Here is a 12,189-nt window from a genome sequence, read left to right as displayed (position 1 = left end):
GTCGATGACGCGGGCCCGGTTCAGCGCGTGATGTCCCGTTCCGCGCAAGCGTGTCGACCATCCGGCGCGTGCTTCCCGCGCCTGGGTGCGCGACCCGCGCCGGCGGCCCGCCAGTCCGCGGCGGGATCCCGGGCCGGTGCCGTCAGATCTGCCAGGACCGCAGGCGGTCCGCGGCACCGTACACGTCGGCCTTGCCGTCGATCAGGTCCCGGGCCAGGTCGACGAGGGCGCCGTAGAGCGGGTCGATGCCGACGCCGCTGACGAACATGTACGCCACCGCCGTGGCGCAGGCGAAGCGCGCGTTGGCCGACGGCAGGGGTTTGAGCAGCGCGAGGGTGTGCAGCAGCGCGGCGGCCCGCCAGGCCGGGTCGGAGTCCACGCCGAGGCGGGGCGGGTCGACCCGGTGCCGGGCGACGGCGGCGACCAGCGCGGAGAAGTCGTTGACGGTCGGCTGGTCGGGCAGGACCTCTTCGTGGCGCTGGAGCAGCCAGGGCACGTCGATGTGGATGACGGGTGTCATCGGTCAGGCGACCCGCCCCTCGCTCCTGAGGGGTGGTTCGTCGTCGGGGAAGGCGGCCGCGAACTCGTCGGCGTGGGACGCGAAGAACTGCCGGAACGCCTCCGCTCCCTCCTGGAGCGCCCGGTGGCGCGCGATGTCGGCCGCGGCGGCCTCCCGGACGAGCGCCTTCATCGACGTACCGCGTTCCTTGGCGATCTGCCGCAGGTCCTCCAGCTCGCGATCGCTGAACTCCACATTGAGGGCTGGCATGCCCTTCACGGTACCGCTAGGGTACTGAGGCGTAAATAGCCGCAGGTCACAGCGTCGGCGTGGCGGTACCGCGAAGGGGCTGGCCCTATCCCTGGTCGGCGGCGAAGGACGCCATCCGCGCCAGTGCCGCGTTCCAGTTGATCGTGGTCTCGTTCGTCGACCAGGACTGGATGTCGTCGATGTAGCAGAACTGTCCGACGCAGCCCTTGAGCACGGACTGGGCGAGGGGGTCCTGGATGCTCGAGTTGGGGCCGCCCGCGAGGGTGCCGGCCGGGGGTGCGGGGAGGGCCGGGTCGAGCTGCTGGGCGTACCAGCGGCTGTGCTGCCGGTGGGCGTGGACGTCGCCGTAGCCGGTGACGTAGGAGATGTTGAGCGCGTTGCGGCCGAGGACGTAGTCCATGCTCTGGAGGGCGCCGTCGCGGTACTTCGGGGCGCCGGTGAGGTCGTGGGCGGTGGCGACGACGACGGCGTTGTTGAGGACCTGGTGGGCGGAGCCCCAGTCGTAGCGGTTGCCGTCGGGGGCGTAGGGCATGCCGTAGGGGTGGGCCCGCAGGGTGGCGAGGTAGGTGTCGGCGCCGGCGACCACGGAGCGGCGGACCGCGTCGCGGCCGGGCAGCCCGCTGGGGACGGTCGCGAGGTCGAGGCGTCCGGCGGCGGCGGTCCTGGACCAGTCGAAGCCGTAGGGGACGAAGATGTCGGCCGTGTGGACGGGCGAGGCGAGGACGTGGTCGGCGAACCGCTTCTCGCCGGTGGTGAGGTAGAGCTCGGCGGCGGCCCAGTAGAACTCGTCGGTGACGTCGTCGTCGTTGTAGGCGCCGCCGCCGGTGCCGTCGGCCGGGTCGGCGTACACGGCGGGGTGGGCGAGGGCCGCCGTCCAGGCCTTGCGGGCGGCCGTGCGGGCCCGGGCGGCGAAGGCCTTGTCGTAGGGCTGGTAGAGGCGGGCCGCCTGGGCGGCGGCCGCCGCCAGGTTGAGGGTCGCCGCGGTGGTCGGCGGGTGCAGTTCGCGCTTCTGCGGGTCGTCGGCGGGCAGCAGCGGCAGGCCGGTCCACTGCTCGTCGTGGATCTTGTGATGGGCCATGCCCGCGAGGGGCTGTCCGTCCGGGACCTGCATCCTCAGCAGGAACTCCAGCTCCCAGCGGGCCTCGTCGAGGACGTCCGGGACGCCGTTGCCGCTCTCGGGCAGGGCGAGCGTGCCGTCGCCGAGCCTCGCCGGCCGGCCGGTGCGGGCGTGCAGGGAGCGTTCGTAGGTGCTGAGGAGTTCCCAGGTGGCGATGCCGCCGTTGACGACGTACTTGCCGTGGTCGCCGGCGTCGTACCAGCCGCCGCTGACGTCGAGGGTGTAGTCGCACACCCCGGGCTGACAGGGGACGGACGTGTCGCCCTGGTTGGGGGCGACGCCGAGGTGGCCGGCGGCCCTCGCGTAGCCGGGCCGCAGGTCGTCGCGGATCGCGGTGCCGCTGCGCTGGGTGTAGTAGTACCTGACCGCGTCCAGCCCGAGGCGCTCGTAGGCGGCGGTACCGATGTCGAAGGGGTGGCTGGTCTCGCCGTCCGCGACGAGCGTGAGGCCGGTGCCTCGGGTGCGGTACGCGCCGAAGTCGATGGAGTGCACGTTCTGGCCGGAGGAGGCGTCGACGCCGCGCGGCACGCTCCGGCCCCGCGCGACGGCGTCCCCCGCGGCGTTCCGCAGCTCCCAGGGCAGCCCGGTGGTGGCGTCGGTGACGAGGGTGGCGTTCTTCGGCCCGGCGGGCAGGTAGCCGACCTGGTTGACGCGGACCCGCGGCCCGGTGTCCGGCTCGTACACCTGCGGTGGCACCCCGCCCAGCAGGGACACGTCGTCGAGGCAGAACCGCCAGGGTTCCGCGGCGCCGCCGACCTGGAAGGCGACCTGGCCCTCGGCGGAGTCGACCGGCGAGGTGAAGGTGTAGGAGTACGAGCCGGCCGACCCGGTGAGCACGGGGCTCGCCTCGTACCAGGTCTCGTACGGCGTGACCGACCGACCCACGATCGCCCGGACCACGTGCCCCTCGGGGACGCCGGACGCCGTGAAGGCGAACCGGTAGGTCTCCCCCTTCACCAGGGTGATGCCGTCCTGGCCTACGGCGGAGTCCCAGCGGTCGGTGGTGCCGCCCGGTACGTCCGCGCACAGCCGGCCGTCGGAGGGGGCGGCGCCCGCGTTGCTGTTCCACCAGCCGTCGAGGGCGGTGTCGAAGGTGCCGTTCCTGACCTGCTCGACCTCCTCGGCCGCGGCGGGACCCGCGGGCAGCGCGGTGAGCGCCGAGCCCAGCAGGACCGCCAGGGTCAGCAGGGTGGTTCTGCGTCGTGTCACGTCCGGTCTCCTGGGCGACTCGGGGAAGCGCCTGCGATGGGAGCGCTCCCAAAGGACGGTCGCGGACATGTTTGTCGGCTTCATGACACCCCGTCAACGGTTCGGACGGAACGGCCTGCGGGGAGCCGCCGACGGGGCTTCGGGCCGTCCGGCGCACGGAGCGCTCACGGAGGGTGGCCGCCGGGTGCGCGCCGGCCGGCGGGCGCCCCGCCGCACGCTTCCGCTCCCGCGCGCTTCAACGCGCCTCCCGCCGCCCGGTTCGCTCCCGTTCGTCATCCGATGGGAGGGCCGGAACGGTTCCGCTCCGCGCCGGGCCCACAAGCACTAAGGTGGAACGCACGTGACGTGTCTGTTCACTGTGAGTGTCCGCGATGGAGTGGAACGATGAGCCCGGACTACCCGTTCGACGACGCCTCGACGGCGCGGGCGGTCATCCACGAGGACGGCACGCTGACCCGGTGGAGCGAGGGAGCGCGCCGCCTGCTGGGCTACGAGCCCGCCGAGGTCGTCGGCCGGCCCGCCGCCGCGCTCCTGGCCGACGACGGCGCCCCGCCGCCCGGCCCCGGTGACCAGCGCTGGAGCGGCACCGTGGCGCTGCGGCACCGCGAGGGGCACACCGTGTCCGTCTGGCTGCTCGCCCGCCGCAGACCCCCGGCGGACGGCGGCCCCGTCACCTGGCTCGCCGTGAGCCCGCTGGCCGCCGAATACCCGGCGCCGGAGGACGACGAGCTGCTGCGGGCGGCCCTCACCCAGTCGCCCTGCGCCACGGTGGTCTTCGACGACCGGCTGCACCTGCGCGCCGTCAACGACGCCATGGCCGAACTGATCGAGCTGCCTGCCGGCCGCATCCGCGGTCTGCGCGCCGGCGACGTCGGTCCCGCCCCGCAGGGCGAGGAGGTCGAGGCGTACATGCGCCGGGTCCTGGCCACCGGCGAGCGCTACGAGATGCAGACCTTCATGAAGGCGACGGGCGAGGAGCGGCCGCACGCCTGGCTCATGCGCATAGCGCCGCTCACCGACGCCTCGGGACAGGTGCGGGGCGTCTGTGTGACCGCGCACGACTTCACCGGGCACTTCCTCGCCCGGGAGCGGCTCCAGCTGGTCAACGAGGCGAGCGTGCGCATCGGCAGCACCCTCGACGTCACCCGGACCGCCCAGGAACTGGCCGAGGTGTGCGTGCCGGCCCTGGCCGACTTCGTCAGCGTCGACCTGCTCGACCCGCCGGAGCCCGGCGAGGAGACGACCGGCCCGCTGACCGCTCCGGTGCACCTGCGGCGGGCGGCGCACCACTCCATCACCCCGGGCTCCCCGGAGGCCGTGGCCAAGCCCGGCCAGATCGACTTCTACCCCGAGGCGTCCCCGCAGGCCACCTCCCTGCTCGCCGGCCGCAGCGTCGTGTCCCCGGTGCCCTCCGGCGACCTCGACGCCTGGCGCGCCTGGGACGATCGGCGGGTGGACCGGGTGACGGAGTACGGCATCCACTCCACGATGTCCGTGCCGATCCAGGCCCGGGGCACCACCCTCGGCGTCGTCGTCTTCACCCGCTACCGGCGCCAGGACCCCTTCTCGCCCGACGACGTCCTGCTGGCCGAGGAGGTCACGGCCCGCGCCGCCGTCTGCATCGACAACGCCCGCCGCTACTCCCGGGAACGCGAGACCGCCCTGGCCCTCCAGCGCAGTCTGCTCCCGCGCTCCCTGCCCCGCACCGCCGCCGTCGACGCCGCCTCCCGTTATCTGCCGGCCGCCCGGGCGGGGGTGGGCGGCGACTGGTTCGACGTGATCCCGCTGTCCGGGCTGCGGGTCGCGATGGTGGTGGGCGACGTCGTGGGGCACGGCATCCAGGCCTCGGCCACCATGGGCCGGCTGCGCACCGCCGTGCGCACCCTCGCCGACATCGACCTCGCCCCCGACGAGCTCCTCACCCACCTCGACGACCTGGTCGTCCGGCTCTCGGAGGAGGCGGGCGGCGACGGCAGCACCGGCGAGGTCGGCGCGACGTGCCTGTACGCGGTGTACGACCCCGTCTCACGGCGCTGCAGCATGGCCCGGGCCGGGCACCCGACGCCCCTGCTGCTGCCGCCGGACGGCGCAGCGCGTCAGGTGGAGCTGCCCGCGGGTCCCCCGCTGGGCCTGGGCGGGCTGCCGTTCGAGTCGGCCGAGCTGGAGCTCGCCGAGGGCTCGGTGCTCGCCTTCTACACCGACGGCCTGATCGAATCCCGGGAGCGGGACGTGGACGCCGGTCACGAGGTGCTGCGCGACGCGCTGGCCGCGTACTCGGCCTCCCTGGACGACACCTGCGACCGCGTCCTGCACTCGCTGCTTCCCCAGGGCGGTGCCTCCGACGACGTGGCCCTGCTGCTCGCCCGCACCCGGGGGCTGCCCAGTTCCCAGGTCGCGACCTGGGACATCCCCCCGGATCCCGCGCTCGTCGCGCCGATCCGCAAGCAGGTCGTCGATCAGCTGGAGCGCTGGCACATGATCGAGGCGTCCTTCACGGCCGAGCTGGTGGTGAGCGAGCTGGTCACCAACGCCATCCGGTACGGCGCCCGCCCCATCCGGCTCCGGCTGATCCACGACGCCTCCACGCTGATCTGCGAGGTCTCCGACACCAACCACACCGCCCCGCACCTGCGCCGCGCGAAGACCTTCGACGAGGGCGGCCGGGGACTGCTGCTGGTCGCCCAGCTCACCCAGCGGTGGGGCAGCCGGCACACCGCCGAGGGGAAGACCATCTGGGCGGAACTCGGGCTGTTCGACGAGGAGTAGAGGGGCGAAGGGGCGAGGAAGGGGCACGGAGGAGCGGCGACGCCTGGCCGTCCCGGGGTCCCTCGGCCCAGGAGCCGTCCTGGGGTCCCCGGGTCCCGTCCTGGGGTCCTGTCCTGGGGTCCCCGGGTCCCGTCCTGGGGTCCTGTCCTGGGGTCCCCGGGCCCCGTCCTGGGGTCCCGTCCTGGGGTCCCGTCCTGGGGTTCCGTCCCGGCATCCGGACGGTCGGATCCGCGTCCGCCGGGACCGAGTCCGTCCGGGACCGAGTCCGTCCGGGACTGAGTCCGTCCGGGATCGCGTCCATCTGGGATCGCGGGGGCCCGGATCGTGGGCGGCCCGGATCGCGTCCTTGGGATCGCGGGCGGCCCGGATCGCGGGCGGCCCAGACCCGGGCGGCCCGGGTCAGCGGCGCCCGCCGCCGGAGCCCGCGCCACCGGCGTCCCCTCGTCCGCCGTCGCCGTCACCCGATCCGCCGGGGGAATCCGGTTCGCCGTCCCGCGCGCAGGGGGACGAGGAGCCGGGCGCGCAGGAGGCCGTGCCGGTGCCGGACGCGGAGCCCGTGGCCGACGGGCTCGGAGCCGCCGTCGGGGTGGCGGACGGCTCGGGGGCGGGCGTGGCGGTGGCCGGCTGCGGGGTCCGGGACACAGGGGCGGGGGTTGACTCCGCGGTGGCGTCGCCGCCCCAGTTGACGAACTGGAGCTGGGGATCGGGCTGCGAGGTGTCGATCACCCAGCGCTGGGCCGCACCCTCGTCACGGTTCTTCAGGACGACGGCGCCCGAGCCGTCGGTGGCGGCGGGGGCGAGCGCCAGGTTCTGGCTCCCGCGCGGGACCAGCGTGCCCTGGAGCGTGAAGTCGTAGCGGACGTACGTGCCGCCCTCCGTGCAGGGCGCGAGCCGCACCGAGTAGCCGAGCCGCGAGTCGACGCAGAGATCGGGCTCCTCGGCGCTGCGCAGCAGCCCGTCCGTCTCGTACGACCACTGCTGCCCGGCGGCGGAGGAGCAGGTGGCGAGCTGGGTCTCGGCGCCCTGGACGGCCTTCCCGCCGGCGATGCCGACGCACAGCCCGGAGGCGACGTTGTGCAGACGGCCGCGCAGGGTGCCCTGGGTCTCCGAGCCCGCGCCCGTCCAGGACGGGCCGGAGGTGTCCGTGGCCGGGCCCGGCGTCAGGCGGGCCTCGTCGCCGCCGGCCGGGTCCGCGCCGTCGCCGGAGCCGAGGACGGACCACAGCACGAGCGGGGCGACGATCAGCCCGCTGACGGTGAGGACGGCGGCGGCCACAGTGCGGCGACGTGCGCGGCGGGCGGCCTTCTGGGCGGCACGGCGCGACACGGGACGGGCGTCGGCGTCGGCGCCCGAGGTGCCGGGGCGCGGTTCCGCGGCGTCGAGGTTCGGCTCCGCCGCGGCGGAGCTCGGTTCCGCCGCGGCGGGGCCGGCGTGCGGTGCGGTGGCGGGGGCGGTGTGCGGTGCGGTGGCGGGGGTGCCGCGCCGTGCGGTGCCGGAGGTCTTGCGCGGGGCGGTCCGGGGGCGGGTGCCCCGGCGGGTGCGAGGTCCGGCGGCGGGGAGGGGGTCCGGGGCTGCGGGAAGGGGGCCGGCCGGTACGGAGGCGTCGGGGACGGGCGTGTCGTCGGTGAACGCCTCGCCCGGTACCGCGCCGCCTCCGTCGGCGGGGGCGTCCGCCGAGGCGTCGGCGGGGGCGTCGGTGCCGGCCGCCCGGACCGCCATGTACGCCGCGGCGTTCCAGCCCAGCACGCCCTCGGCGAGCGCGACGCCGAAGTGGGCGTCGAACTGGTTCAGCTGGTCGGCGGTGTGCGCGCAGTGCCGGCACTGGTCGAGGTGGGCGCGCAGGTCGGGGTCGACGTCCGCGCCGCCCCGGCGGCAGGTGGCGTCGAGGAGCCGGTGGTACCGGTGGCACTCCTCTTCGACGGCGAGCTCGCGGTGGAGCTGGAGGCACTCCTCGCGCAGCCGTTCGCGGGCCCTGCGCAGTTCGATCCGGGCGCCCTCGTCCTCCATGCCGAGCAGGCCGGCGGGGACGGCGAGGGGTTCGGTCTCGACCTCGATGTGCCACAGCAGGCAGCGGGCCGTCTGGGGCAGCCGCTGGAACGCCCGGGACAGCAGGCGCCGGTTCACCGGCGGGAGCAGGCGGGCGGCCAGGCGGTCGGCGTCGCCCCCGGCGGCGCGCAGGTCGGGGTGGATCAGGTCGCGGCGGCCGTCGGAGTCCCACTCCGCGGCGATGCGGCGCACGGTGACCAGCAGCTGGGGGCGCCAGGCGGCGGTCGGGCCGTTCTGCCGCAGGGTCTCCCCGAAGAGCCGGGTGAACGCCGCCGTGGTGAGCATGCCGGCCGCGCGCTCCCCGTGGGCGCACAGGCGCGCGTAGGCGAGGACCGCTTCCCAGTGCCGGTCGAGGAGTTCACCGACGGGATGCAGCGCGGGCGACGCTCCGGTCCAGTTCTTCAGCTCGGTGCCCAGCTGTTCGTCCGTCACCTCGGAGCGGCGCGCCGAAGGGGAATTCGACAGGCCTGCGTCTTTCACGGCTGCATTCCTTCCGGGGACTGCGGCTTGAAGTCCATACCTACCGGTATGCGGACCCCTCGGCGCACGGCCGACGGGATCCCCTCGCACAGTGTTCGACACCTCGAACGTCCGGTGAGCAGCTCTTTTGAAGCGTGGGGGATGTGAACGTGAGGCGCCTCGTGCGCACGGTGGGGGAATTGATGTCCGTGCGCCGACAAGGCCCACCCTCGCACAGGCGTACCAGGCGGAACAAGGGATGCCGCGCTTTCGCGCCTGGCACTGTCCGCGCGAACTATTGACGAGTCGTCGATCGACGTGCTCAGTGGCCGGAGATCGGGTGCGGGGCGTAGGGCTGCCGGAGTTCCTCCAGCTCCTTGTCGCTGAGCCTCAGTTCCACGGCCGCGGCGGCGTCCTCGATGTGGTGCGGCTTCGACGCGCCGATGACGGGCGCCGTCACCGTGTCCTGGTGCAGCAGCCAGGCCAGGGCCACCCGGGCGCGGGGGACGCCCCGGTCGTTCGCGATACGGGTGACGGCCTCGACGATCGAGCGGTCGCCGTCCAGGTAGAGGCGGCTGCCGAAGTCGTCCTGGGTGCTGCGCTCGGTGACGGTGCCCCAGTCGCGGGTGAGGCGGCCCCGGGCCAGCGGGCTCCAGGGCAGGACACCGACGCCCTGGTCGGCGCAGAGCGGGAGCATCTCGCGCTCCTCCTCGCGGTAGAGGAGGTTGTAGTGGTTCTGCATGGACACGAACCTCGTCCAGCCGTGCAGCTCGGCGGTGTACTGCATCTTGGAGAACTGCCAGGCGTACATCGAACTCGCCCCGAGGTAACGCACCTTGCCCGCCTTGACCAGGTCGTGCAGCGCCTCCATCGTCTCCTCGACCGGGGTGTGCGGGTCGAAGCGGTGGATCTGGTAGAGGTCGACGTAGTCGGTGCCGAGGCGGGTGAGGCTGTGGTCGATCTCGGTGAGGATCGCCTTGCGGGACAGGCCGCCGCCGTTGGGGCCGGGACGCATCCGGCCGTGCACCTTCGTGGCGAGCACGATCTCGTCGCGCCGGGCGAAGTCGCGCAGCGCCCTGCCGACGATCTCCTCGCTGGTGCCGTCGGAGTAGACGTTGGCGGTGTCGAAGAAGGTGATGCCGGCGTCCAGCGCCTGCCGGATGAGCGGACGGGACGCCTCCTCGTCGAGGGTCCACTCGTGCGTGCCCCGGTCGGGAAGTCCGTAGGTCATGCACCCCAGACAGATCCGTGACACGTCCAGACCCGTCGAACCGAGCTTCACGTACTGCATCGTCGCCGCTCCTGACGTCGTGTGGGCTACCGACGGGAGCCTACGTCGTGGTCCCCGCGCCCGGGGCCGGACGCCGGCTCCGCCGCGGCCACGGCCGGCGCGGTCCGGCTCACTCGACCAGGTCCAGCGCCCGTTCCCACCCGAACTCCTCCCCCGGCGCGCCCGAGTAGGGGTATCCGAACCGCACGCCCGTCCCGCGCAGCCGGATCAGGCTCTCCTGGTAGGCGGGGTGGGCGGCCAGCGCGTCGGCCACGCAGGGCAGGACGCCGACGGGGACGCCCAGGCCGGACACCTCGCACAGGGTGGCCAGGGCGAGGGTGTCGGCGATGCCGGCCGCCCATTTGTTGATGGTGTTGAAGGTGGCCGGCGCGACCACGACCGCGTCGGGCTCGGGGAAGGGCCGCGGGTCGCCCGGACGCCGCCAGGCGGAGCGGATCGGGCGGCCGGTCTGCGCCTCGACGGCGGCGGTGTCGAAGAAGCCGTTCATGGCGGGAGGAGTGGCGATGACACCGACGTGCCAGTGCCGCTCCTGCGCGGCGGTGATCAGCCGGCCGACGTCGGCGGCGATGCCCGCGGCGCAGACGACGACGTAGAGGAAGGGCGGCTTCTCGTCCTGTTCGGTCACGTGTGAACCCTACTGAACGAGGGCGGGTGGCCCCTCTCGAAGGGGTGGGGCGGTCCGCGTCTCGAAGGGGTGGGCGGTCCGCGCCGGCGGGCGGCCGGTGACGGCACTCGTGTCGAGCGGGGTGAGGAGGGGGGCGGCGGTGAGGATGGTGGTGCGGGCGTCGGTGCCGGGCGCCGTGTGGATGATACCCGCGCACGACGGTGTTGACGCTGCGTGCGGCGGGGACGGCGACGCGCCGACGCCAGGACGGTGACATGACGATGAAGGGGATGGATGCCATGCCTCTCGAGGGCGAGTACGAACCCAGCCCGACCCGGTGGGTGCGCGAGCAGGTGGAGCTCTACGAGAGCTCCGGCGGCACACAGGGGACGACGCTGCGGGACACGGGGCTGCCCGTGGTCCTGCTGACGACCCGGGGAGCGAAGAGCGGGAAGATCCGCAAGACGCCGTTGATGCGGGTCGAGGCCGACGGGCGGTACGCCGTGGTCGCCTCCCAGGGCGGGGCGCCCACGCACCCCGTCTGGTACCACAACCTCAAGGCCGACCCCCGGGTGGAGCTCCAGGACGGGCCGGTGCGGCAGGACATGACGGCCCGTGAGGTCACCGGCGAGGAGAAGGCCGCGTGGTGGAAGCGCGCGGTCGCCGCGTACCCGCCGTACGCGGACTACCAGGAGAAGACCGACCGGGAGATCCCCGTCTTCGTCCTGGAGCCGGTCGACCGCCACTGATCCGCGCGGGCTCCGGGACTGCGAACCTCGTGGGGAACGCGTAGAAAAAACGCGTAGAAAAATCTGCCCGCCCGGTGCATGGCCGCCTCAGGGCCGGGCACGTGAAGGTCAGGCCCCGCCGCGTTCCCCCGTCGCGGCGGGGCTTTCCCGTGCCTCCTGGGCCGGGCGGTCGGTCACGTCGAGGAAGATCCGGTGCGCCTCGGGGACGATGCCGGCGATCGAACGCTTGATCCGGACGGCGACCTCCTCGACCCGCTCGCTGTCCATGCCGGGCATGAGGTCGACCCGGGCCGCCACGAGGACGGAGTCGATGCCCGTCTTCATCGTGAACAGCGCCTCCACGCTGTCGATCTCCGGCTGGGCCGCCAGCAGCGCCTGGATGCGCCGGTCGATCTCGGGGTCGGCGGCCTCCCCGATCAACTGGTCGCGGGCCTCCCGGCCGAGGCGGTAGGCCACGAAGACGAGCAGCGCTCCGATCGCGAGCGAGGCACACGCCTCCCACACCACCTGTCCCGTGACCATGTGCAGGACCATGCCGGCCGCGGCGAGCGTGACGCCGAGCACGGCCGTGCCGTCCTCGGCGACGACCGTGCGCAGGGCGGGGTCGCGCAGGCCGGCCGTGCCGCCCTGGCGGTGCACCTGGTGCAGGGCCCGGGCGAGGGAGGCCCCTTCGGCGAGGAAGGCGACGCCGAGCACGGCCAGGCCGGCCACGTAACCGCCGAACGACTCCTCGCCTCCGGTCCGCAGGGCCTCGACGCCCTGGAAGAAGGAGAAGCAGCCGCCCATGACGAAGATGCCGACGGCCGCGAGGAGCGACCAGAAGAAGCGTTCCTTGCCGTAGCCGAAGGGGTGGCGCCGGTCGGCCGGGCGGCGGCTGCGGCGCAGCGCGGCCAGCAGGAACACCTCGTTGAGGCTGTCGGCCACGGAGTGCGCCGCCTCCGACAGCAGGGCGGGGGAACCCGTCAGCAGGCCCCCCACCGCCTTGGCCACGGCGATGACCAGGTTGGCCGCGAGCGCCACCAACACGGTGACGCGTGTCCTGCGGTCCGCCGCGCTCCTGGCGTGCCCGCCCCCGTCCGTCGCCGCTCGCTCTCCGGTGCTTCGTCGCGTGGTGCGTTCCGAGGATGTCCCAGTCACCCTCCGGCGAATGCCCCGGCCGGTCGCCCTCACACCGTGCCG

At 74.0% G+C, this 12,189-nt stretch carries 9 protein-coding genes; 2 read left to right on the top strand and 7 right to left on the bottom strand.

From position 1 onward, the window contains the following. Positions 1-142: 142 nt before the first annotated feature. The 3 genes from ACFV9M_RS03840 to ACFV9M_RS03830 all read right to left on the bottom strand — a co-directional run bounded on the left by ACFV9M_RS03840 (position 143) and on the right by ACFV9M_RS03830 (position 3,095). Positions 143-520: a toxin Doc gene (locus ACFV9M_RS03840; RefSeq protein ID WP_385063885.1), complete on the bottom strand. Its 378-nt coding sequence runs from the start codon at positions 518-520 to the stop codon at positions 143-145. A gap of 3 nt (positions 521-523) precedes the next feature. Beyond that, on the bottom strand, positions 524-769 hold the full coding sequence (locus ACFV9M_RS03835; protein WP_385063883.1) for a hypothetical protein: 246 nt from the start codon (positions 767-769) through the stop codon (positions 524-526). Between the two features lie 85 nt (positions 770-854). Then, positions 855-3,095 carry a glycoside hydrolase family 9 protein gene (locus tag ACFV9M_RS03830; protein ID WP_385063881.1) on the bottom strand — a complete coding sequence of 747 codons (2,241 nt, stop codon included), beginning with the start codon at positions 3,093-3,095 and terminating at the stop codon, positions 855-857. Between the two features lie 384 nt (positions 3,096-3,479). Between ACFV9M_RS03830 and ACFV9M_RS03825 the strand changes: the two genes are divergently transcribed. After that, a complete protein-coding gene (locus ACFV9M_RS03825; RefSeq protein WP_385063879.1) occupies positions 3,480-5,861 on the top strand; it encodes a SpoIIE family protein phosphatase in 2,382 nt (793 codons plus the stop codon). Between the two features lie 399 nt (positions 5,862-6,260). Here the strand turns inward: ACFV9M_RS03825 and ACFV9M_RS03820 are convergent, their stop codons facing one another. From ACFV9M_RS03820 to ACFV9M_RS03810, 3 genes are all read right to left on the bottom strand, one after another. Then, a complete protein-coding gene (locus tag ACFV9M_RS03820) occupies positions 6,261-8,387 on the bottom strand; it encodes a ricin-type beta-trefoil lectin domain protein (protein ID WP_385063877.1) in 2,127 nt (708 codons plus the stop codon). Positions 8,388-8,688: 301 nt separating this feature from the next. Beyond that, positions 8,689-9,657 (bottom strand): aldo/keto reductase, encoded by a 969-nt coding sequence (locus ACFV9M_RS03815; RefSeq protein ID WP_385063875.1) that lies wholly within the window; start codon positions 9,655-9,657, stop codon positions 8,689-8,691. Positions 9,658-9,766: 109 nt separating this feature from the next. Continuing rightward, entirely contained in the window at positions 9,767-10,282 is a 516-nt protein-coding gene (locus ACFV9M_RS03810) for a flavoprotein (protein WP_385063874.1), read from the bottom strand. A gap of 278 nt (positions 10,283-10,560) precedes the next feature. On the opposite strand from ACFV9M_RS03810, the gene ACFV9M_RS03805 reads away from it, so the two are divergent. Then, positions 10,561-11,010 carry a nitroreductase family deazaflavin-dependent oxidoreductase gene (locus tag ACFV9M_RS03805; protein ID WP_385063928.1) on the top strand — a complete coding sequence of 150 codons (450 nt, stop codon included), beginning with the start codon at positions 10,561-10,563 and terminating at the stop codon, positions 11,008-11,010. 108 nt (positions 11,011-11,118) lie between these two features. Here the strand turns inward: ACFV9M_RS03805 and ACFV9M_RS03800 are convergent, their stop codons facing one another. Then, a complete protein-coding gene (locus tag ACFV9M_RS03800) occupies positions 11,119-12,180 on the bottom strand; it encodes a cation diffusion facilitator family transporter (protein WP_385063872.1) in 1,062 nt (353 codons plus the stop codon). Between the last annotated feature and the right edge of the window lie 9 nt (positions 12,181-12,189).

This window comes from Streptomyces sp. NPDC059895, from assembly GCF_042731035.1.
GTDB lineage: Bacteria > Actinomycetota > Actinomycetes > Streptomycetales > Streptomycetaceae > Streptomyces.
Note: the sequence above shows the minus strand (reverse complement) of the source record. Positions and strands in the feature narration are given on the sequence as shown.

What these genes read in the sequence shown, in the direction of transcription:
- ACFV9M_RS03840 (WP_385063885.1), bottom strand. Translation starts at nt 520, where the DNA reads ATGACACCCGTCATCCACATCGACGTGCCCTGGCTGCTCCAGCGCCAC.
- ACFV9M_RS03835 (WP_385063883.1), bottom strand. Translation starts at nt 769, where the DNA reads ATGCCAGCCCTCAATGTGGAGTTCAGCGATCGCGAGCTGGAGGACCTG.
- ACFV9M_RS03825 (WP_385063879.1), top strand. Translation starts at nt 3,480, where the DNA reads ATGAGCCCGGACTACCCGTTCGACGACGCCTCGACGGCGCGGGCGGTC.
- ACFV9M_RS03815 (WP_385063875.1), bottom strand. Translation starts at nt 9,657, where the DNA reads ATGCAGTACGTGAAGCTCGGTTCGACGGGTCTGGACGTGTCACGGATC.
- ACFV9M_RS03805 (WP_385063928.1), top strand. Translation starts at nt 10,561, where the DNA reads ATGCCTCTCGAGGGCGAGTACGAACCCAGCCCGACCCGGTGGGTGCGC.